At 73.3% G+C, this 21,400-nt stretch carries 20 protein-coding genes and 2 tRNA genes; 10 read left to right on the top strand and 12 right to left on the bottom strand.

Features of this window, described 5'->3' with window-relative positions:
• Positions 1-100: 100 nt before the first annotated feature.
• Positions 101-1,759, top strand: coding sequence for a chitinase (locus ACFYST_RS33090; RefSeq protein WP_387867751.1), 1,659 nt, complete (start codon positions 101-103; stop codon positions 1,757-1,759).
• 559 nt (positions 1,760-2,318) lie between these two features.
• A complete protein-coding gene (locus ACFYST_RS33095) occupies positions 2,319-2,696 on the top strand; it encodes a VOC family protein (protein WP_387867753.1) in 378 nt (125 codons plus the stop codon).
• A 62-nt stretch (positions 2,697-2,758) separates the two neighbouring features.
• On the opposite strand, the gene ACFYST_RS33100 is transcribed toward ACFYST_RS33095, so the two are convergent.
• A tRNA-Lys gene (locus ACFYST_RS33100) sits at positions 2,759-2,832 on the bottom strand.
• Between the two features lie 111 nt (positions 2,833-2,943).
• On the opposite strand from ACFYST_RS33100, the gene ACFYST_RS33105 reads away from it, so the two are divergent.
• Together ACFYST_RS33105 and pgi are read left to right on the top strand one after the other, a co-directional pair.
• A complete protein-coding gene (locus tag ACFYST_RS33105; RefSeq protein WP_387867756.1) occupies positions 2,944-4,524 on the top strand; it encodes a Na+/H+ antiporter in 1,581 nt (526 codons plus the stop codon).
• Positions 4,525-4,695: 171 nt separating this feature from the next.
• On the top strand, positions 4,696-6,360 hold the full coding sequence (gene pgi, locus ACFYST_RS33110) for a glucose-6-phosphate isomerase (RefSeq protein WP_387647296.1): 1,665 nt from the start codon (positions 4,696-4,698) through the stop codon (positions 6,358-6,360).
• 49 nt (positions 6,361-6,409) lie between these two features.
• Here pgi and ACFYST_RS33115 read toward each other — a convergent pair whose 3' ends face one another.
• Positions 6,410-7,045 (bottom strand): GntR family transcriptional regulator, encoded by a 636-nt coding sequence (locus ACFYST_RS33115; RefSeq protein WP_387647293.1) that lies wholly within the window; start codon positions 7,043-7,045, stop codon positions 6,410-6,412.
• A 58-nt stretch (positions 7,046-7,103) separates the two neighbouring features.
• On the opposite strand from ACFYST_RS33115, the gene ACFYST_RS33120 reads away from it, so the two are divergent.
• From ACFYST_RS33120 to ACFYST_RS33130, 3 genes are read left to right on the top strand one after another with little or no spacing between them, the layout of a single operon-like run.
• Entirely contained in the window at positions 7,104-7,892 is a 789-nt protein-coding gene (locus ACFYST_RS33120; RefSeq protein ID WP_387647291.1) for a (Fe-S)-binding protein, read from the top strand.
• Complete coding sequence (locus ACFYST_RS33125; RefSeq protein ID WP_387867759.1) at positions 7,889-9,322, top strand: lactate utilization protein B; 1,434 nt, start codon at positions 7,889-7,891, stop codon at positions 9,320-9,322. Before ACFYST_RS33120 ends, ACFYST_RS33125 begins: the two co-directional genes overlap by 4 nt.
• Complete coding sequence (locus ACFYST_RS33130) at positions 9,319-9,936, top strand: lactate utilization protein C (protein ID WP_387867760.1); 618 nt, start codon at positions 9,319-9,321, stop codon at positions 9,934-9,936. The genes ACFYST_RS33125 and ACFYST_RS33130 overlap by 4 nt, the downstream gene beginning before the upstream one ends.
• 24 nt (positions 9,937-9,960) lie before the next feature.
• Here ACFYST_RS33130 and ACFYST_RS33135 read toward each other — a convergent pair whose 3' ends face one another.
• The 7 genes from ACFYST_RS33135 to ACFYST_RS33165 all read right to left on the bottom strand — a co-directional run bounded on the left by ACFYST_RS33135 (position 9,961) and on the right by ACFYST_RS33165 (position 15,907).
• The gene (locus ACFYST_RS33135; protein ID WP_387647283.1) at positions 9,961-10,212 is read right to left on the bottom strand and encodes a hypothetical protein; all 252 of its coding nucleotides are present in this window, start codon (positions 10,210-10,212) and stop codon (positions 9,961-9,963) included.
• A 112-nt stretch (positions 10,213-10,324) separates the two neighbouring features.
• Positions 10,325-10,398: transfer RNA gene (locus ACFYST_RS33140), tRNA-Lys, on the bottom strand.
• Positions 10,399-10,485: 87 nt separating this feature from the next.
• Complete coding sequence (locus ACFYST_RS33145; protein ID WP_387647280.1) at positions 10,486-11,019, bottom strand: bifunctional DNA primase/polymerase; 534 nt, start codon at positions 11,017-11,019, stop codon at positions 10,486-10,488.
• A gap of 115 nt (positions 11,020-11,134) precedes the next feature.
• Positions 11,135-11,542 carry a hypothetical protein gene (locus tag ACFYST_RS33150; RefSeq protein ID WP_387647278.1) on the bottom strand — a complete coding sequence of 136 codons (408 nt, stop codon included), beginning with the start codon at positions 11,540-11,542 and terminating at the stop codon, positions 11,135-11,137.
• A 138-nt stretch (positions 11,543-11,680) separates the two neighbouring features.
• Entirely contained in the window at positions 11,681-13,072 is a 1,392-nt protein-coding gene (locus tag ACFYST_RS33155; RefSeq protein WP_387647277.1) for an AAA domain-containing protein, read from the bottom strand.
• A 7-nt stretch (positions 13,073-13,079) separates the two neighbouring features.
• On the bottom strand, positions 13,080-14,678 hold the full coding sequence (locus ACFYST_RS33160; RefSeq protein ID WP_387647276.1) for a hypothetical protein: 1,599 nt from the start codon (positions 14,676-14,678) through the stop codon (positions 13,080-13,082).
• Entirely contained in the window at positions 14,675-15,907 is a 1,233-nt protein-coding gene (locus ACFYST_RS33165) for a hypothetical protein (protein WP_387647274.1), read from the bottom strand. Before ACFYST_RS33165 ends, ACFYST_RS33160 begins: the two co-directional genes overlap by 4 nt.
• 167 nt (positions 15,908-16,074) lie before the next feature.
• On the opposite strand from ACFYST_RS33165, the gene ACFYST_RS33170 reads away from it, so the two are divergent.
• Entirely contained in the window at positions 16,075-16,719 is a 645-nt protein-coding gene (locus ACFYST_RS33170; protein WP_387867763.1) for a histidine phosphatase family protein, read from the top strand.
• A 44-nt stretch (positions 16,720-16,763) separates the two neighbouring features.
• On the opposite strand, the gene ACFYST_RS33175 is transcribed toward ACFYST_RS33170, so the two are convergent.
• The gene (locus tag ACFYST_RS33175; protein ID WP_387867766.1) at positions 16,764-18,263 is read right to left on the bottom strand and encodes a tetratricopeptide repeat protein; all 1,500 of its coding nucleotides are present in this window, start codon (positions 18,261-18,263) and stop codon (positions 16,764-16,766) included.
• Between the two features lie 334 nt (positions 18,264-18,597).
• On the opposite strand from ACFYST_RS33175, the gene ACFYST_RS33180 reads away from it, so the two are divergent.
• The gene (locus ACFYST_RS33180) at positions 18,598-19,062 is read left to right on the top strand and encodes a hypothetical protein (protein WP_387867769.1); all 465 of its coding nucleotides are present in this window, start codon (positions 18,598-18,600) and stop codon (positions 19,060-19,062) included.
• A 67-nt stretch (positions 19,063-19,129) separates the two neighbouring features.
• Positions 19,130-20,014 carry a spermidine synthase gene (locus ACFYST_RS33185; RefSeq protein WP_387867772.1) on the top strand — a complete coding sequence of 295 codons (885 nt, stop codon included), beginning with the start codon at positions 19,130-19,132 and terminating at the stop codon, positions 20,012-20,014.
• Positions 20,015-20,029: 15 nt separating this feature from the next.
• On the opposite strand, the gene ACFYST_RS33190 is transcribed toward ACFYST_RS33185, so the two are convergent.
• Both ACFYST_RS33190 and ACFYST_RS33195 read right to left on the bottom strand, forming a co-directional pair.
• Positions 20,030-20,590: a Uma2 family endonuclease gene (locus ACFYST_RS33190; RefSeq protein ID WP_387867773.1), complete on the bottom strand. Its 561-nt coding sequence runs from the start codon at positions 20,588-20,590 to the stop codon at positions 20,030-20,032.
• Positions 20,591-20,683: 93 nt separating this feature from the next.
• Complete coding sequence (locus ACFYST_RS33195; RefSeq protein ID WP_387867775.1) at positions 20,684-21,382, bottom strand: hypothetical protein; 699 nt, start codon at positions 21,380-21,382, stop codon at positions 20,684-20,686.
• Positions 21,383-21,400: the final 18 nt, after the last annotated feature.

The raw sequence follows: 21,400 nt of genomic DNA on the forward strand, positions 1-21,400 counted from the left end.
CAGGGTGCGTGCCGGTGCGGCGGCACGCCCCCGGCCGGGAACCCCACAGCCCCGCGGGCGGGAGAGGACGTCCCCCACACAGAGGCAGGAGCATCCCCACATGCGCACTCCCCGAAGGAAGCGGCTGATCGCCGCCGGAACCGCCTGGGCGGTGGCCGCCGCGGCCGCCGTCGCAGTCAGCTTCGGACTGGCCGGATCGGCCTCCGCCGGCGAATTCCTGGTCAACGGCGGCCTCGAATCCGGCACCCTCAACCCCTGGACCTGCAGCGGCACCACCGGCAGCGTCGTCACCGGCCACGCCCACACCGGCACCTACGCGCTGGCCGGCACCGCCTCCTCCACCGACACCGCCCAGTGCACCCAGACCGTCGCCGTCGCCCCCAGCACCACGTACACGCTCAGCGCCTACGTCAACGGCGCGTACGTCTACCTCGGCGTCAACGGCGGCAGCTCCACCTGGACGCCCAGCACCGGCGGCGGCTACCAGAAGCTGTCCGTCAGCTTCACCACCACCGCCACCCAGACCTCCGCCACCGTCTTCACCCACGGCTGGTACGGACAGGGCGCCTACTACGCGGACGACATCTCCCTGGACGGGCCGGGCGCGCCGACGGGGTCACCGCCCGCCACCGCCTCTTCCTCCGCGTCCGCCTCCGCTTCTCCCTCTTCCTCCGCGTCCGCCTCCGCGTCCGCCTCGGCTTCGGTCAGCCCGTCGAGCTCGGCGAGCACCCCGCCGCCGCCCCCCGGCAGCCACGCGCTGGTCGGATACCTGCACGCGAGCTTCGCCAACGGCGCCGGCTACCTGAAGATGTCGGACGTCCCCGACAGCTGGGACATCATCGACCTGGCCTTCGGCGAACCGGACTCCATCACCTCCGGCAACATCCACTTCAACCGCTGCCCCGTCGCCCAGTGCCCGGGTGCGGAGTCCGATGCCGACTTCAAGGCCGCGATCGCCGCCAAGCAGGCCAAGGGCAAGAAGGTGCTGCTGTCGATCGGCGGCCAGAACGGCGAAGTGCAGCTCACCACCGCCGCCGCCCGCGACGCCTTCGTCTCCTCGGTCTCCTCGATCATCGACAAGTGGGGCCTGGACGGCCTCGACATCGACTTCGAAGGCCACTCGCTGTCGCTGAACACCGGCGACAACGACTTCAAGAACCCGACCACGCCGGTGATCACCAACCTGATCTCGGCCGTGAAGACCCTGAAGGCCAAGTACGGGGCGAACTTCCAGCTGACCATGGCGCCGGAGACCTTCTTCGTCCAGCTCGGCTACCAGTACTACGGCTCGGGCCCCTGGGGCGGCCAGGACCCGCGGGCCGGCGCCTTCCTGCCGGTCATCCACGCACTGCGGGATGACCTGACGCTGCTTCACGTCCAGGACTACAACTCGGGCTCGATCATGGGCCTCGACGGCCAGTACCACAACATGGGCGGCGCGGACTTCCACATCGCCATGACCGACATGCTGCTCGCCGGCTTCCCGGTGGCCGGCAACACCGCCAACATGTTCCCGGCCCTCAAGCCCTCCCAGGTCGCGATCGGCATGCCCGCCAACACCTACGCCGGCAACGGCTACGTCGCCCCGGCCGTGGTCAACCAGGCCCTCGACTGCCTCACCAAGGGCACCAGCTGCGGCTCCTACACCCTGCGGGCCGGCAAGCAGCCGAACCTGCGCGGGCTGATGACCTGGTCGATCAACTGGGACAACTACAACAGCAACGAGTTCTCGCGGAACTTCCACAGCTACTTCGGCTAAGCGCTCCGCAGAACGGAAAGGGGCCGGCCGCCGGGTGGTGGCCGGCCTCGGCTGCGTGTGGGGCTGTCGCCTGCGGCGGGCTTGAAGGGGGAGGGGCGTTGCCTGCGGCGGGCCCCGAAGGGGAGAGGAAGCGGTAGCCGCCGCAGGTGGGGCCGGTTGCGGGGTGGTGGCTGGCTTCGGCCGCGTGTGGGCTGGCGCCTGCGGCGGGCCCCGAAGGGGAGAGGAAGCGGTAGCCGCCGCAGGCGGGGCCGGTTGCGGGGTGGAACCTGCGGCGTCGTCCCTTCTTCCCGGCCCGCCGCAGGCGCTTCGGTCCGGGGGTCGTCGGGGTCCGGTCCGGTGGGCCGGCGAGGGACCGCGAGCTGCGCGGGACGGGCGGGGCAAGCTGCCGGGTGGCGGTCCGGCCTGGTCGTGTGCGGGTTGGTGCCTGCGGCTGGCGCGGTTTCCCGCGTCGCCTGCCGCCTTCCCCTTTCCCTGTCTCCCTTCCCCGGGCCCACCGCAGGTGGTGGGGGGTCGCCGGGGTGGGGTGGGGTGCCTAGCCTGAGGGGAGGAGGTGGTGGTGATGCTGGGCGATGCGCCGTTGTGTGCGGTGATTCCGGTGACGGACATGGGGCGGGCCAAGCGGTACTACAAGGAGACGCTCGGGCTGGAGCTGGTGGCGGAGGGAGCGGACGTCACGTTCCGTTCCGGGGGTTGTGAGTTCTCGCTGTACGAGACGCCTTACGGGGGGCAGGCCGGTCATACGCTGGCCAGCTGGAAGGTCTCCGACCTGGACACCGAGATGGCCGACCTGCGCCGTCGCGGCGTGGTGTTCGAGGAGTACGACCTGCCGGGGCTGAAGACCCTGGACGGTGTCGCCGAGGCCGACGGCATGCGGGCCGCGTGGTTCAAGGACCTGGACGGCAACGTGCTGTGCGTCAATGAGCGGCGTGCGGCCTGAGACAGAAGCCCCTGAGAACGCAGAAGGCCCCTCGCGTGAGCGAGGGGCCTTCGTGCTGTCTGTGCGCCGCCAGGGACTCGAACCCCGGACCCGCTGATTAAGAGTCAGCTGCTCTAACCAACTGAGCTAGCGGCGCTTGCTGACGGGGAGAACATTACCTGGTCAGGGCCGGAAACACACAATCGGTCCGGTTGAGGGGGGAACGTATGCTGAACGCGGCCGTCCGCTTCTGCCGAGAGGAACTGTCGTGGGCCAGCTGACCCTGCTCTTTCTGGTGCTGCTTGCCTCGGTGGTGACGATGCCGTTGGCGCGGAAGAGCAGGATCCCGCAACCGGTGCTGATGACGCTGGTCGGTCTGGTGTTCGCGCTGGTGCCGCAGATCCCGAACGTGGCGATCGACCCGGAGTTCATCCTGCCGCTGGTGCTGCCGCCGCTGATCTTCGCGGTGGCGCGGCGCTCCTCGGTGCGCTACTTCAAGGCCAACATCCGTTCGATCCTGCTGCTGGCCGTCGCGCTGGTGATCGTCACGACGACCGTGGTGGCGGGCGTGTTCTCCTGGCTGGTGCCGGCCGCGCCGCTCGCGGCGGCGGTCGCGCTGGGTGCGCTGGTCTCGCCGCCCGACCCGGTGGCGGCCGTCGCGGTGGCGGGTGAGGTGGGGCTGCCGCGCCGGCTGATCTCGGTGCTGGAGAGCGAGGGCCTGTTCAACGACGTCACCGCGATCGTCATCTATTCGCTGGCGGTCGAGGCGGTCGTCAACGGCGACCTGTCGGTGGGGCACGCGGTGCTGCGGTTCCTGCTGTCCGCGGTGGTCGCGGTGGCGGTCGGTGTCGGTCTGGGCTGGGCCAACGCCAAGCTGGCCGGGCTGCTGGAGGACCCCACTCAGCAGGTGGCGCTGAACCTGCTGGTGCCGTTCGCCGCGTACGTGCTGGCGGAGGAGGCGCACGGCTCGGGCGTGCTCGCCGTGGTGGTGTGTGCGCTGTACCTCGCGGACCGGGCGACCGACGCCGACGAGGTGTCGTACCGGCTGGTCGGCAACGCGTTCTGGGAGATCGTCGAGACCCTGATCACCGGTGTCGCGTTCGGCCTGATCGGCCTGGAGCTGTCGACCGTCCTGAAGGACGTCAAGGACACCTGGCACACGATGCTCGGCGACACCGCGATCGTGATCGCCGTGGTGGTCGTGGTCCGGTTGCTGTGGCTGTTGCCCGCCGCGTGGCTGTCCAAGCGGCTCAGTCACGGCGACGAGGACACCCCGATCAGCTGGCGGGAGACCGTGGTGCTGTGGTGGTCCGGGATGCGCGGTGTCGCCACCGTCGCGCTGGCCCTCGCCATTCCGCTGACCCTGCACAACGGGCTGGACTTCCCGGCCCGCAGCGAGATCATCTTCATCGCCTTCAGCGTCGTGCTGTTCACCCTGGTCGTGCAGGGCCTGACACTGCCCTACGTGGTGAAGCTGCTCGGCCTGGACAGCGACCACGACGCGCACGAGCAGGCCGTCCGGGACCTGTGGTGGCGCGCCGCCAAGGCCGGTCTGCACCGGCTGACCGAACTGGAGGAGAAGGACCAGCTGCCGCCGGAGATCACCGAGCGCCTGCGCGAGCGCCAGCACGACCGGCTGGCCCGGCTCTGCCCGGACCGGTACGAGGAGGAGGAGGCGATGGAGGCGAAGCGCCGCGGCAAGAAGTGGCGGCAGGCGTTCGCGGTCGAGCAGGAGATGATCGCCGCGTCCCGCCGGGAGGTGCTCGTCGCCCGCGGCGAATCCGGTGCCGACCCCGAGATCGCGGACCACGTGCTGCGGACGCTCGACCTCCAGTCGGCCAGGAAGTGACGGTCCGTCGACCGCTCGGCGTGCGAGCCGGTGGATGTCCCGGCAGGGAGACCCGCAGGGAATAGGGTTGGGGCCGGGCATGGCTGACGACGGATGAGGCAGCCGCCGGCCCCAGCCACCCTTTCCGCCGGAACTGCCGGTATCGGCACCGCATGACCCAAGGAGCAACCGATGTCGGACACCCCCGCCAGCGGCCGGACCCCGTTGGACCGCACCCCGCAGTGGGCCGCCCTGGGGAAGCACCGGGCCGAGCTCGGCGACCAGCACCTGCGCGAGCTGTTCGCCGCCGACCCCGACCGGGGCAGCCGCTACACCCTTCAGGTCGGCGACCTGTTCATCGACTACTCGAAGCACCTGGTCACCGACCGCACCCTGGACCTGCTGCGCCAGCTCGCCGCCGCCACCGGCGTCGCCGAGCTGCGTGACGCGATGTTCCGCGGCGAGAAGATCAACACCACCGAGAACCGCGCCGTCCTGCACACCGCGCTGCGCGCCCCGCGCGAGGCGGTCGTCGAGGTCGACGGGGAGAACATCGTCCCGGCCGTGCACGCCGTCCTGGACAAGATGGCCGACTTCTCCGAGCGGGTGCGCTCCGGCGCCTGGACCGGCCACACCGGCAAGCGGATCCGCAACATCGTCAACATCGGCATCGGCGGCTCCGACCTCGGCCCCGCGATGGCCTACGAGGTGCTGCGCTCCTACACCGACCGCGACCTGACGGTCCGCTTCGTTTCCAACGTGGACGGCGCCGACCTGCACGAGGCGGTCCGCGACCTGGACGCCGCCGAGACGCTGTTCATCGTCGCCTCGAAGACCTTCACCACCATCGAGACCGTCACCAACGCGGTCGCCGCCCGCAGCTGGCTGCTCGGGCAGCTCGACACCGGCGAGGCCGCCGTCGCCAAGCACTTCGTGGCGCTGTCCACCAACGCGCAGGGCGTCGCCGACTTCGGCATCGACACCGCCAACATGTTCGAGTTCTGGGACTGGGTGGGCGGCCGCTACTCGTACGACTCGGCGATCGGCCTGTCGCTGATGATCGCCATCGGCCCGGAGCGCTTCCAGGAGATGCTGGCCGGCTTCCGCCTGGTCGACGAGCACTTCCGCACCGCGCCCGCCGAGCAGAACGTCCCGCTGCTGCTGGGCCTGCTCGGGGTCTGGTACGGCGCGTTCTTCGACGCCCAGGCGCACGCGGTGCTGCCGTACTCGCACTACCTGTCGAAGTTCACCGCGTACCTCCAGCAGCTCGACATGGAGTCCAACGGCAAGTCGGTGGACCGCGACGGCCGCCCCGTCGACTGGCAGACCGGCCCCGTGGTGTGGGGCACCCCCGGCACCAACGGGCAGCACGCGTACTACCAGCTGCTGCACCAGGGCACCAAGATGATCCCCGCCGACTTCCTCGGCTTCGCCCGCCCCGTCGACGACCTGCAGGCCGGCCTGGTCGCCCAGCACGACCTGCTGATGGCCAACTTCTTCGCCCAGACCCAGGCGCTGGCGTTCGGCAAGACCGCCGAGGAGGTCGCGGCCGAGGGCGTCCCCGCCGAGCTCGTCCCGCACAAGACCTTCCGCGGCAACCACCCGACCACCACCATCCTGGCCGACGAGCTCACCCCGCACGTGCTCGGCCAGCTGATCGCCCTCTACGAGCACAAGGTGTTCGTCCAGGGCGCGGTCTGGAACATCGACTCCTTCGACCAGTGGGGCGTCGAGCTCGGCAAGGTGCTGGCCAAGAAGATCGAGCCGGTGCTGCTGACCGGCCAGGGCGGCGAGGCGCTGGACGCCTCCACCGCCAACCTGGTCACCCGCTACCGGGAGCTGCGCGGCCGCAAGTAGGCACTTGATGCACGAGGGCCCCGGGGAGTGTTCCCCGGGGCCCTCGGCGTCAGTTGATGCGTGCCAGCAGGGAGTCCGCGTGCGCCGAGATGAGTGCGCGGGCCAGTTCCGGGTCCGGGACGGCGAGGGCGTCGGCGAGTGCCTGGTGTTCGGCGTGGTCCTCGTCGGCGTGCGCGCGGGTCGCGGTGGCGGCCGCGGAGATGCGTATCTGACGGTCCCACAGGGTCTCGTACAGGGAGGTCAGGACGGGGTTGCCGGCCGCCCTGAGCAGCGTCAGGTGGAAGTGCCGGCCGGCCTCCACGGGGTGCGGGTCGCGGTGTTCGCAGGCGGCGCGCAGTTCGGCGGCGGCGGCCGTCAGAGCGGCCGGGCCGCGTTCGGCGAGGGCGTCGACGGCGGCGCGTTCGAACAGCACCCGGGCGGCCAGCACGTTCCGGGCCTCGCCCGGGGCGATCGGGACGACCTGGGCGCCGCGCTTGGGGTACAGGCGCAGGAAGCCCTCCGACTGGAGCCGCAGGAACGCCTCCCGGACCGGGGTGCGGGACAGGCCCAGCTCGAGCGCGACCACGCCCTCGGAGAGCAGCGTGCCGCCCGGCCAGGTGCCGTCGAGCAGTCGGGTGCGGACGTGGTGGTAGGCCCGCTCGGCGGTGGGCTGTGCGTTTGCGGGATGTGGCTCGGCTTCGGTCACCACGCCATTCTGCCACGCATCCCACTCTTGCATCTAAGCTTGCATCTATGATGCGGGCATGCCCCCGAACGCCCCTCACCCCCGGACCGCCCTGTTCGTGACCTGCCTGGGCGACACCCTGTTCCCCGACACCGGCCGCGCCACCGTCACCCTGCTGCGCCGCCTCGGCGTGGAGGTGGACTTCCCGCCCGGCCAGAGCTGCTGCGGGCAGATGCACTTCAACACCGGGTACCGCAAGGAGACCGCCAAGCTGGCCCGGCACTTCGTGGACACCTTCGGCGACTACGAGGAGATCGTGGTGCCCTCGGCGTCCTGCGCGGGCATGCCCGCCGAGGCCTACCCGCTGGCCGCCGCCGGCGACCCCGGCCTGGCCCGGGCCGTCGCCGAACTCGCGCCCAGGGTCGTCGAGTTGACGCAGTACCTGACCGACCGGCTGGGCGTCACCGAGGTCGGCGCGTACTTCCCGCACCGGGTCACCTACCACCCGACCTGCCACAGCCTGCGGGCCACCAAGCTGGGGGACCGGCCCGAACGGCTGCTGCGCGCCGTCAAGGGCATCGACTTCGTCGAGCTGCCCGCGCAGGAGGAGTGCTGCGGCTTCGGCGGCACCTTCTCGGTGAAGAACCCGGCGGTCTCCGGCGCGATGAACGGCGACAAGGCCCGGCACGTGCGGGAGACCGGGGCGTCCGTACTGGCCGCCGTCGACAACTCCTGCCTGATGAACATCGGCGGCCGGCTCGACCGGGACGGCCACCCGGTGCGCACCCTGCACCTGGTGGAGATCCTGGCCCGGACCGAACAGGACGGGCCGCTGCCCGGCGTCCCCGTGGTGGAGAGTGCGCGATGACGAGGTCGTTCCTGGGCTGGCCCGCGTTCCCCGAGGCCGCCGAACGCGAGGTCGGCAACCGGCAGTTGCGGGAGAACGTGCGCCGCGCCACGCACACCATCCGGGGCAAGCGGGCGGTACTGGCCGCCGAACGCCCCGACTGGGAGGCGCTGCGCGACTCCGCCGCCGCGATCAAGGACCAGGTGCTGGCCAACCTGGAGGAGTACCTGCTCCAGGTGGAGGAGAAGGTCACCGCCGCCGGCGGCACCGTGCACTGGGCGCGGGACGCCGCCGAGGCCAACCGGATCGTCACCGACCTGGTCCGGGCCACCGGCGAACGCGAGATCGTCAAGGTCAAGTCGATGCTCACCGAGGAGATCGGCCTCGACGCCGCCCTCGAAGCCGCCGGGATCAACGCCCGGGAGACCGACCTCGCCGCCACCATCGTCCAACTCGGCGACGACCTGCCCTCGCACGTGGTGGTGCCCGCGCTGCACCGCAACCGCAGCGAGATCCGCGACATCTTCGTCCGCGAAATGGGCCGGCACGGCCGCCCCGCACCCGACGGGCTCACCGACGAGCCCGCCGAACTCGCCGAAGCGGCCCGGCTGCACCTGCGGGAGAAGTTCCTCGGCGCGAAGGTCGCCGTCTCCGGCGCCAACTTCCTGGTCGCCGAGACCGGCACCCTGGTGGTCGTCGAATCCGAGGGCAACGGCCGGATGTGCCTCACCCTCGCCGACACCCTGATCTCCGTCGTCGGTATCGAGAAGACCGTCCCCCGCTGGCAGGACCTCGAAGTCTTCCTGCAACTGCTCGCCCGCAACGCCACCGGCGAACGGATGGCCCCCTACACCAGCACCTGGACCGGCACCACCGACGGCGACGGCCCGGGAACCTTCCACCTCGTCCTGGTCGACAACGGCCGCACCCGCGCCCTCGCCGACCCGACCGGCCGCCAGGCACTGCGCTGCATCCGCTGCGGCGCCTGCATGAACATCTGCCCCGTCTACGAGCGCACCGGCGGCCACGCCTACGGCTCCGTCTACCCCGGGCCGATCGGCGCCATCCTCAACCCGCTGCTCAAGGGCCTCGACGACCCGCAGACCGCCTCCCTGCCGTACGCCTCCACCCTGTGCGGCGCCTGCAACGAGGTCTGCCCCGTGCGGATCCGCTTCACCGACGTGCTGCTCGACCTGCGCGCCCAGGTCGCCGACGGCGGACAGCACCCCCTGGAACGCGCCGCGCTCGGCGCCATCGGCGGCGTGATGGAACATCAGGCCGCCTGGAAGGCCGCCGTGAAGAGCATCGGACTGGTCGGCCCACTGCTGCTGCCCCGGCGGATCAGCCTGCCAGGACCGCTCGGCGGCTGGACCGACAGCCGCACCCTCCCCGCCATCCCCCGGGAGTCCTTCCGCAGCTGGTGGAAGCGGACCGAAGGAGACCCCAAGTGACCGACGCCCGCACCGAGATCCTCCGCCGGATCCGCGTCGCCGCCGTCCCGCCCGTCCCCGAAAAGCCCCGCCACTACCTGCGGCACGCCCCCGGCCTCGACGAGGCCGACCGCCCCGCCGTGCTCGCCCTGTTCACCGAACGGCTCACCGAGTACGGGGCAACCGTGCTGCGCGCGGACCGGATCGGCACCGCGGTGGCGCAGGCGCTCGAAGGCGCCCGGAGCGCGGTGGTGCCCGCCGGGCTGCCGGACGAGTGGACGGCCGACTGGGACGGCGAGGTGCGTGCCGACCGGCCGCCGCTGAGCAACGCCCAACTCGACGCCACCCACGCCGTCCTGACGACCTGCGCCGCCGCCGTCGCCGAATCCGGCACCCTGGTCCTCGACGGCGGACCCGGCCAGGGCCGGCGCGCCGCCACCCTGCTGCCCGACCTGCACGTCTGCGTGGTCCGCGCCGCCCAGGTGCACTCCGCACTGCCCGGCGCGCTCGCCGCAGTCGACCCGACCCGCCCGCTCACCTTCGTCAGCGGGCCGTCCGCCACCGCCGACATCGAAATGATCCGGGTCAAGGGCGTCCACGGACCACGCCGCCTGGCGGTGATCCTGCTGCCCTGACCCTGCGGGGTCAGCGCCGCGTGGTCAGCCCTGGGGGGTCGGCGCCACCGAGGCCGTCGGCCCCGCCGGACGCGGCTCCGGGCCGTGCTGCGCCGTGTACACCAGCCCGAACCCCAGGCCGGCCACCAACGTCACCGCCCCCGTCCACGTGAAAACCCGCCGCAGCCGCCGCTGGAGCTCTTCGTGCCGATGGGCACGCAACGCGGCCGCCTCGGCCTCGGCGAGCTCGGCGTCGAGCCAGGCGGCCCAGTCGGAATGCAGGTCGTCGGACGCCATGACCGGGACATTAGCAGCCCTTTACGCGCGCCCGACCGAGCGGCGGCCCCCGCCCTCCCGGCCCGGGAACGCCGAAGGCCCCCCGCTTTCGCGAGGGGCCTTCGACCGTCTGTGCGCCGCCAGGGACTCGAACCCCGGACCCGCTGATTAAGAGTCAGCTGCTCTAACCAACTGAGCTAGCGGCGCTTGCTGACGTGGAAGACTTTAGCAGCGGCCGGCGCCGGAGCCCAAATCCGTTTCCGCCAGGAGTGCCGTCCGCCGGGCACCCGGGGTTCAGCGGGCGTTCGGCAGCGGGTCGCCCGCGTGGGCACGGGCGGCGCGGACGCAGGCCCACAGCACCACGGACGCGCCGGGCAGCCAGGGCTCGCGGGTGTCCGGGGCGACGATCCAGCGGCCGCCGGCCGTGTCGGTGGAGTCCATCGCCCGCTGGACCGGGGGCACCGTCACCGCGTCGCCGATGCCGTGGCAGAGCAGCGGCGGGACGTCCCGGGCCCACTCCTCCCAGGCCAGCAGGGTGCGCAGCCGGGCCGCCGTGCCCGGCTGCGCGAACAGCAGGACGCGGCCGCGGAAGCCGGCCACCGGGCCGCAGCCCGGGCCGGACGCCCACAGTTCGTCGAGCACCCGGCGGCCGAACACCGCCGGCATGCTGATCACGTCGAAGGCCCGGCCGCACGGCAGGACGGCGGGCGCCCACGGACGGGCCTCCCACAGCGCGCGCATGCTGCTCGGGTACTCGCTGGCGGAGGCCAGCCACGCCTCCCCGGCGACGCTGACGTACTCGACGGATTGATAGGTCCAGATGTCCACCCGCCCAGCGTGGACCCGCCACGCCCGGGGCCGCTGCGAAAACCGCGTTCACCGCACATCGGCGGCGGCGAGGGCGTACCATCGCCCGCCGCATATGCCAGCGGCCTGGAGGCGGCTACTCCTCGAGACCGCGGCGCTGCAGGGTGCGGCCGTACTCGACCATCTTCAGCGCGTAGTCGGGCGTCCACTCGGCGCGCTCGGCGATCTGCTCGGCGGAGAGCGCGTCGAACCGGCGCGGGTCGGCGAGCTGGGCCGCGGCGATCGCCTGGAAGTCGGTGGCGCGCTCCGCCGCGGCGCGGAACGCCAGCGTCAACTCGGTCGAGCGGGACAGCAGTTCGGCCGGATCGGCGATCGACTCCAGGTCGAAGAAACGCTCCGGCTCGGGCTCCTTGCCCTCCGGCTCGAAGATCAACTGGGCCGGGCGGATCCGGCGCCCCCGATCGCCAGGCCCCGGCACGGCCGGTACGGCAGCCGGCACCGGCGTACCGCTCTGGTCGGACGCCTGCGGGTGCGAGTCGGGCATGGCGGGGCACCTCCGGGGTGGTGAAGGGAAGACGGCCGTCGTCCATTGTCGCGCGCGGACGGCAGGTAGCGGAACGGTGCGCCCCCGGTTGCTATTCCCCCGCACCGGCGCGCGCCACCCTCCGCGCGCCGGTACGCGTCAGGTCAGGCGCACGCGGTGCTCGGACAGGCGCGCCAGCACCGCGTGGTTCGCCTCCCAGCCGTCCGGGAACTTCACCGCCACCCCCAGCTGCACCGGCTCCGTCGACGGATGCTCGTCCAACAGCTCCGCGATGCCCGCCCGCGCCACCACGATGCACGCGTGCCGATGCCGGGACGCCAGCACGCACAGCCGCCCCGTCTCCAGGTGGAAGGCCGTCGCGTCCGGCCGCCCCGACAGCGGATGCAGCACCACCGTGACGTCGTACTCCCGGCCCTGCAGCCGGTTCGCGGTGTCCACCGTCACCGCCTCGCCCAGCGCCGGATCCACCGGCACCCCCAGCCGGGCCAGCTCCGCCCGCACCGCCGCCGCCTGGTCCCGGTGCGCCGTGCCCACCGCCACCCGGCCCGCCGTCAACGGCGCCGAACCCTGCTCCGAGACCGCCGTCAACTCCCGCTCCAGCAGCCGCCGCACCGTCTGCGCCACCGCCGCCACCGCCTGCGCGTCGGTCCGCACCGTGTGCCGGGCCGGCAGCTCCAGCAGCGCCCAGCCGCTGTCCGCCGCCTCGTCGATCGCCGCGTCCACCGCCGAACCGTCCGCCCGCACCCCCGGACGCAGCGTCCGCTCACCCGGGCCGGTGCCCGAACGGAACGGCGTGTACGGGTAGAACGCCGACGAGATCAACGGCGCCGCCGAGGCCGGCAGCCGCCACGACACCGGCAGCCGGTGCGGCCGGATCGCCGGATTGTGCGCCAGCAGCGTCACCACCGCCGAGCTCGACGGGTCGTACGACAGGCCCGCCCACTGGTCGGTGCCCACCACCGTGAACGGGTCCAACTGGCCCGGATCACCCACGAACAGCGCCCGCTCGAACAGCCGGGCCACCGCCAGCAACGCGTCCGAGCGCATCTGGTACGCCTCGTCCACGATCGCCTGCCGCCACGGCTGCTCGGTCTTCACCCACTGCCACTTCGCCGCCGTGGAGATCACCACGTCCTGCTCCAGCAGGTCCGCGACCTTGTCCCTGGCCGTGACGTTCTGGTGCCGCAGCGCCTCCGGGGCAGGCTTCGAATCGCTCGCGTGCAAGCGGCCGATCGACATGCCGGGGGCCTTCGACGCCAACCGGTCCACCAGGTCGTCCACCTGGCTGTTGGTCTGCGCGACGATCATCAGCCGCTCGCCCGCACCCACCAGCTCCCGGGCCGCCCGCACCACCAGCGTCGACTTGCCCGCACCCGGCGGCGAATCCACCACCACCCCGCGCGGGGCACCCGGCCGCGGCCGCACCACCGCGTCCAGGATCCCCGCGACGGCACGGTCCGCGGCCTCGCCCGGCGACAACGCGCCCGGGGCGTCCAGGGGGTTGGTCACCAGCTCTCCAGAGAAACTCATCCGTACGTCATTCCCACTCGTCCGAACCGGCCGGTGAATCCTCGCCGACCACCGGCGGACCGCCGTGCGTCCACGGAGTGTCCGCCGGCTCCGGCAACGGCGCCGACTGGCGCGGCGTCAGCTCGAACAGCGTGAACACCACCTGGTCGCCCACCGCCGGCACACTGCCCGGCTCCGGATCCTTCCGCCGGCCCATCCCCGACAGCAGCCGCACCACCACCTCGCCCGGCGCCGACGACACGATCTCCGCCCGCTGCGCCGGCTCCGCGTGCGCCCGGTACACCTCACGGCCCGGATCCGCATGCGGACGGTCGCCCGTGCTCACCACCAGCAGCGGACGCGGCTTCGGCGAGCGGCCCTCGGACCACTCCGGCACCACGTCCACCACCTCGCCGGCGAACGCCTCGCCCGCCAGCCGGCGCTCCGCCATCGCCAGCGGATCGTCCAGCGCCTCCTGGATCTCCAGCTTCGCCTGCTCCCGCTCGCGCTGCGCCAGCTTGCGGGCCGCCGTCACCGCGTCGTCCCGGCGCGGCTGCGGCGGCTCACCCGCCGCCACCCGGTCCCGGTGCATGGTGAACGACCAGCGGTCGCCCTCCCAGCGGTCCGGCAGATGACCGGCCGGCGGCAGCTCCCGCAGCAGATCCAGACCGCGCCACACGTCGTGCCAGGTCGGCAGCGTCGCCGCCAGCAGCACCCGGGACAGCTCCGCCCGGGCCTGCTCGATCAGCCCCGCCGCGCGCCGCTCCTCCTTCGCGTCCCGCGCGGCCCCGGCCCGCTCCCACACCGCCACCGCGGCGTCGTGCCGCAGGATCGCCGGGGCCAGCACCTGCTCGTCGAACCGCGGATCCGTCGCCGGACCGGCCGGCGGATGCACCAGCAGACCGTCCGCGTCGCGCGCCGACTCCACCCACTCCGCGGCCGCCGCACCCGTCGCCGCAGGCTCCAGACCCGCCGGCGGCAGGTGCCAGGCCAGCCGGGCCGCCAGGTGCTGGTCCTCCAGGTTCGACTGACCCGTCGCCCAGTGCCGCGCCAACAGCCCCGTCATCGCCAGCAGCATCGACGAACCCGGCACCTGCGCCCGGTCCGTCAGATGCGTCAACCACCGCCCCAGCAGCGGAACCCGGGTCGGCGCCGGATACTCGCCCGGCTCCGGGTCCTCCGCCGTACGACGGAACCGGGTCGAACGCCCCAGCAGCGCCAGATGCGCCACCCCCGCCGCGTTCGGCACGATCAGCTGCGGCGCGTCCACGCACAACTCCCGCACCACCGGCAGCTTCTCGCCGCTCACCGGGTCCTTCTCCGAACCCTCCAGCAGCTCCACCTGCTCGCCGAACGACTCCAGGTACGGCACCACGTCCGCCGCCATCGCCGCCAGGAACTCCGAACGCTGCGAACGGTTCAGCGGCTGCGGCACCAGATGCAGCCGCGGCGCGTCCCGGTCCGTGCCGAGCAGCACCGCCAGCGGCGCACCCGCCTCACCCGCCGCCGCCAACGGCACCAGCACCATCGGACGCTCCGACAGCCGGCGGTGCAGCACCGTCGCCACCGGCTCCGCCCGCTGACCGCGCACCGCCTCCAGCCGCGCCAGCGTCGACAGCAGACTCACCGCACGCCTCCGAGCCGCACGCCCCCGGCCGCCAAGGCCTCCGCCCGCAGCCGCGCCGCGTACGCCAGCCGCTCGGACGCCTCGTCCAGCCCCAACTCCGCCAGCATCGAAGGCTCCAGGCCCTCCCCGGCGCCCCGCTCCGCCGCCGCCAGCGCCGCCTCCACGGTGCGCAGCGAACCGAGCTCCCCGCGCACCCCGCGGCCCAACTGCTCCACCGCACCCGCGCAGCGGGCCTGCGCCCGGCAGTGGAAACCCAGCTCGCAGGTCGAGATGCACTCCGGACCGTACGCGGCCGGCACCGACGCCACCGCCTCGGTCAACTCCTCGACCGGACGGGTCGGCGCACCCGAATCGTCCCGCGCCAGATCGAAGGTCACCCCCTCGGGCAGCGCCTCCAGCAGCTGCTCCACCCTGGTCATCCGGGACAACTGACGCCGGGTGGTGGACAGTTCGCGCCGCACATCGACCGGCACCGCGACCGGCCGGTTGGAGAAGTCCTTCGGGCAGACCAGCAGCGCCGTCAACTCCGGCGCGCCCGGCAGCTCCTGCGTCGCGTAAGGATCGGCGGAGGCCTCGGCGCCGGCCAGCCGGGCCGCCGCCTCCTGCAGCGCCAGCACGTACACCGCGGCCTGCCGGGCCGCCGCACCGACCTTCGCCGGATCGGCCGAACCGTCCAGCACCGGGAAGGACTTGATCTCCACCACGGTGCACCGGCCGCCGTGCACCACCACCGCGTCCGGCTCCAGGTACGCCGGGCTGCCCGCCACCTCCAGCCGCAGCATCGGATGGTCCAGCAGCGTCCAGGACGCCGGATCGGCGGACGCCTCGGCCAGCGCCGCCAACGTCCGCTCCGCGCGCACCGCGGGTGACTGCGAAGGCAGCAGATCCGGCACCGCCAGCGAGGCCACCTCCTCCTCCGGCACCCCCAGCAGGCGGCGCAGCGGCTGCAACAGCACCGCGTAGCCGTCCCGCTTCAGCCGGGACTCGAACTGGAGGCCGCGGCGGATCGCGAACGGCGACTGGCCGAACGGCGCGGGCCGGCCCAGCCGATCGGCCAGCGCGGTCTTGTCCACCCCCGCGGCATCCAGCAGCGCGCGGCGGCGGCATCCGGGATTGGCGGCGAGTGCGGCGAGGGCCCGGGCATCGAGACTGCGCTGCGGCGCGGGGCCGCGCAGCTCGGAGAGCCGCCGGAGCGACGGGGAAGCCTGCCCCAAGTGCGAGACGTTCATGGTGCGGCCCAGTCTCGCATCCGGTGCCGACAAAGCGGAGCCGGTCGCTCGATCCGACCGGTCCGGTGGGGGATCATGGGACCGGTGGTCCGCAACGGCGCGGCCGCGCACCGCAGTCCTCGAAGCTCCCGCGCTCCCTTCGCGCCCACGTCGAATGAGGTAGCCCCATGCCCGCCCGTATCGTGCTGGTCCGCCACGGCGAGACCGCCTGGTCGGCCACCGGTCAGCACACCGGCCGCACCGACATCCCGCTCACCGACGCAGGCCGCGACATGGCCCGCGCCCTCGGCGAGCGCCTCGGCCGCGCCCCGTGGCACGGCCTGCCCACCGCCGCCGTCTACACCAGCCCGCTCTCCCGCGCCCGCGAGACCGCCGAACTCGCCGGCTTCGGCGACCGCGCCGTGGACCGCCCCGAACTGCTGGAGTGGGACTACGGCCAGTACGAGGGCCGCACCGGCGCCGACATCCGCGCCACCGACCACCCCGGCTGGCTGATCTGGCGCGACGGCGTGCCCGGCGGCGAGAAGCTCTCCGAGGTGGCCGCCCGGGTCGACTCCTTCCTCGCCGAACTCAACGGGCGGCACGGCGTCCCCGACGCCGACACCACGACGATGCACTGCGCCGACTGCGAGGTCGTGCTGTTCGCCCACGGCCACCTGCTGCGCATCCTCACCGCCCGCTGGCTCGGCCTTCCCCCCGAGTACGCGCAGCGCTTCAAGCTCGGCACCGCCTCGCTCTCCGTGCTGTCCTGGGAGTACGGGCTGCCCGCCGTCGAGGTCTGGAACGACCACAGCCACCTCGAGAAGGCCTGACGGTCTCCGCGAGGCGGCCGGGCGGTGAGCGGCCCGACGGTGAGTCAGGCCGCCACGGTGCCGTCGTAGGTCTCCAGGAACTCCCGCACCTCCGCGACGGAGGAGTGCCCGCGCAGGCGGTCCGCGGTGTGCGCCAGCATGCCGCGGATCCGCGCCGAGCGGACCTGGCCGAGCATCCCCACCGCCTCCGTCCCCTGCACGGCGGCGCCCGCCAGATCGCCCCGGCCCAGCCGGTCGTGCGCCAACTCGGCGATGTACAGCGCCCGGTTGCGGACGAAGTGCGGGTGCTGCAGCCCGACCGCCTGCTCGGCCCGGGTGCTCGCCCGCCCGAACTCGCCGAGCGCCGACCAGCACTGCGCCTCCTGGCCGGCCAGTTCCGCCTCCCCGAAGAAGGACATCCACTCCGGGTCGGCGTCCCGCGGCCCGCGGTCGAACAGGGCGTACGCCCGGGACAGCGCCTGGTGGCAGGCCCCCCGGTCGCCGAGCAGCGCCCAGGCGCTCGCCTCGCGCAGCGTCAGCAAGGACAGCAGCCGCTCCGAGCCCAGCCCGGCGGCCGCGGCCTGCCCGGCCTGCGCCGTCCGCAGCGCCTCCCGGGGGAGGCCGGAGTCCCGGGCCAGGAAGGAGCTGTTGCTGAAGACGTGCGCCTCCAGGGCGGTGTCCTGGGACATCCGGGCGGTCGCCAGCGCCTCCGAGTAGAACGGCCTGGCGTCCATCAGCCGGTTCGAGTCGTGCGCCAACCACCCCACCGAGATGGCGAGTTCGCCCGCGCCGCGCTGGAGCCGGCGTTCGGTCTCGGCGTTGTACTCGCCGTCGTTGAGCAGCACGTAGGCGCTGCGCAGCGACTGGCCGGCCAGTTCGAACAGGGCGTCCGCGCCCTGCACGTCGTCCAGCAGCCGGATGTCGCGGACGGCCTGCTCGACGCCGTTCACCTCGGCCGCGCCGACCCGGCGGCGCTCGGACAGCGGTGGGGCGGGCAGGGTCGGGGCCGGGGCCTGGGGCGCCGCGGCCGCCGAGGCCGGTGACTGGTCCGTGCCGAGCGCGGCCGCCACCGCGACGGGGCAGCCGTTCAGGAATGTACGGCGAAGCATGTCGTCGTCCTCCTCGTCGGGCCGGTGCGACAGGTCCGGCGGGCCCGCCGGGGTGGCAGGTCCGGCGGCCGGATCGCTGGATGGTTGCGTGCTGGGTCCGGCGGCCGGGTGGCCGGCCGGTCCGGCCGTCGATTCGACGGCCGGACCGGTGTTCGGACCGGTGTTCGGCGGGCGGCGGCGGACCGTCTTGCGCGGGGCGAACCCGAGGTCCGCCAGCGACTTGCCCGGCCACATGTGCCGGAACACCCGCTGGTAGGCGTAGTTGGGGCAGCGGATCTCGCCGGCCTCGACCCGCCCTACGTAGCGCGCGTCGCAGGACACGTGCTCGCCGATCTCCCGGGCGGCCCGGCGGACCAGCGTGGCGAACTCCCTCGGTGAGAGATCGCCCCGTAGCTCCCGCATCGCCTGGTTGGGGACGGTCGCAGGCCGGGGCCCGCCGGTCCGCGTGGCTGCCATGCTGCACTCCGAGGTCGTACCGGCGCGGTCGCGCCGGTCTCGGGGTGAGGGCCGTCGCGTCGCCACGACAGTACCCGTAGTTACTCGGCGTACACGGCGAGTTGCCGGGCCGGGTCGGGTCAATTGTGGACAATACGGACGCAGTTGCCGCGTTCCGCCATGAAATGCCATGGCTTGCCGTAAAGGAAGCCGTGGCCTGGACGGGTGGTCGCGCGTTGTCCTGATACATGGACGCCGGCGGTACGGGCCCCCTCCCGTGCCGGCCCCCGCCGCCCGACCAGGTGGCGGAGCACCACCCGGCGTTCACGCGACCCCAGGTGACAGGAGGTCCCCCATGGCCACCGGAGTTCCCCAGTACCGCCGCCCGGCTGCCCCCGCCGTGCTGCCCGCCTCCTCCGTGCTGCCCGTCCCGTCGGCCGTCTCGGCCTGTACCGGCGCCGGGCCCGGCGGGGGAGTCACCGGGAGGGTCGCGCAGTACGACACGGTGACGGTGCAGGTCCGGCACGGGCTCGAAGCGGTCGACATCCTCCGGCTGCGGCGGGCGTGCGGGGCCGTTCAACAGAGCTCCGGCGGTTCGGCGATCGCCTTTCTGGTCCCGGCCGGTACCGCGTTGCGCTGGCACCTGCCCGGTTCGACCTGTACCCCCGGGGCCGACCTGCTGCCGCCCACCGACCCGCGCTGGATCATCCCGCCCGCCGGCGCCCAGCCCTGCGCCCGCCCCACCGACGCGTGGGTGCTCCGCTCGGCGCTCTGCGAAGCGGCCACCACGCTCACGGCGGGTGGCCTGGGCCCGCTCTGAGCCGGTTCCGGTGCGGCCCCCCCGTTCTCCGCGGTCATGGTTTGGGTGATCATCGGATAATGGGCCTATGGGCCGCTCACGTACCAACCCCGCCCCCGCCGTCCCCGGCCGCGCACACACCGACGGCCCGCTGACCGCCACCGTCGCCTCCGGCACCGCCGAACTGCGCCCCGACCGCGACCGGCCGCACGCCTGGCAGCTCGTCCTCGACGGCGCCCCGCAGTCACTCGTCGACCTCGCCGACCCCACCCACCTCGGCTTCGAGTACCAGCGGCGGATCGGCCACCTGATAGACCTCGCCGCCCCCGCCCGGCAGCCGATATCCGTGCTCCACCTCGGCGGCGGCGCGCTCACCCTGGCCCGGTACACGGCCGCCACCCGGCCACGCTCCCGGCAGCAGGTCGCCGAGATCGACACTGCGCTCACCGAACTCGTCCGCACCGAACTGCCGCTCGACCGCACCTGGCAGATCCGGGTCCGCGGCGGCGACGCCCGCGCCGTCCTGGACCGCACCCCCGAGGGCTCCACCGACCTGGTGATCGCCGACGTCTTCGCCGGAGCCCGGGTCCCCGCCCACTGCGCCACCGTCGAATTCGCCCAGCTCGCCGCCCGCGCCCTCACCGGCACCGGCCGCTACACCGCCAACATCACCGACGGCGGCCAACTCGCCTTCGCCCGCGCCCAGGCCGCGACCCTGCTGGCCGTCTTCCCCGAGGTCTGCCTGATCGCCGACCCCGCCGTCCTGCGCGGCAAACGCTTCGGCAACCTCGTCCTGGCCGCCGCCCACACCCCCCTGCCGCTCACCGACCTCACCCGCCGCCTCGCCGCCGACCCCGCCCAGGCCCGCCTCCTCCACGCCCGCGACCTCACCGACTTCCTGGCCGGCGCCACCCCCGTCCCCGACACCGAAGCCGTCCGCTCCCCGGCCCCACCCCCGAAGGCCTTCGGCTGACCGGTTGCCGGACGGTCAGCGCACCAGCACGGCCAGGTCCAGATCTAGCCGGAACGGCTCGGTGAGCGCGATGCTCTCGCCGGGCTGGACGGTGCGGTCGAGGTAGTCGCCGTGGTCCAACCGCCCGAGGTGCAGGCGCGGCGCGGGGGCGAGGTCGAGACGCCAGTGGTGGGGAATGCCTGCTGCCGCGCAGAGGCTGGGCTTCGTCCTGCGGTCGATGACCAGGGTGGACGGGGACGCGATCTCGATGGCCACCACGACATCGTCCGCATGCAGGGTGGCACCGGCTTCGGCGGCCGCAGCGGCATCGACGACGACCAGGTCGGGGATCAGCAGGCCGTCCGGGACGACGACGTTGACGGCAGTCAGTGCCTCGAACGGCGCGCCGGCAGCCGCGATGGCTGCGTCCAGGAGCGCCCACAGACGTGAACTGGCCCGCTGGTGCGGGACACCGGGGTTCGGGCTCATCAGCAGCGCACCCCCGACGAGTTCGACGCGATGGCGGGTGTCCTCGGGCAGTGCCAGGACGTCCTCGACCGTCCACGGCCCGTAGTGATCGGAAGTGGCAACGCTCATGCTCCTTCCTACCTCCCTTCGTCGCCGACGAATGCAGTGCCTCCGTTGTCTCTGTCGGCGCTGGTCGGCGACACCGGTTGAGTGGGGAAACGGTCAGTGTCCTCGTGGGAGGCCGCGGTGTTTGTAGGTGGCGGCGGCGGTGAGGAGGAGGCCGGCGGCGATGGGGAGGAGGACGGCGGCGGTGGAGTCGTTGTCGTCGGGGTCGGCGGGGGAGGCGGTGAGGCTGAGGGCGGCGTCGTGCTCGGGGGTGGGGTCGGGGGGTGGGGGGAGTCGGTCGCGGGTGGTGGTGAGGTTGTCGACGTGCCGGCGGGTGGGGAGCGGGGTGGCCTCGGCGGCGGGGTCGTCGGGGGTGCGCGGGGCCGGGGCCTTGGCGGCGGGTTCGACGGGTCGTTCGCGGGAGGCGCGGTCGTCCTCGGGGCGGGCCTGCGAGGGGACGGTGGAGAGCAGGCGGGCGGCGATGGCGAAGGCGTCGGGACCCTTCGAGTGCTGGCCGGGGAGCGGGAGTTCGCCCTGAAGGACGGCGTCGAGGTCGCCGACCGCTCCGTCCAGCGTGGGGGTGGGGCCGCCGAGCAGGCCGCGTTCGGCGGCGGGGACGGCCGGCCCGGGGGTGAGGGCGCGGGTGGCGGGGCCGGTCCGGCCGCTCCCGGTGGCGTGGGCGTCGATGGCGCCGAGGATCAGGCCCAGTATCTGGGCGGCGAGCACCCCGCCCGCCGCCACCGCCGCCCGGGGCCGGCCCCACCGGCGCCGGGGGGTGTCCGAACGTCTCGGCCGCTTCGCGTGATTGGTTCGCACACCAGGGGAGAACGAGCG

Source organism: Kitasatospora sp. NPDC004614, assembly GCF_042873675.1.
Taxonomy (GTDB): Bacteria; Actinomycetota; Actinomycetes; order Streptomycetales; family Streptomycetaceae; genus Kitasatospora.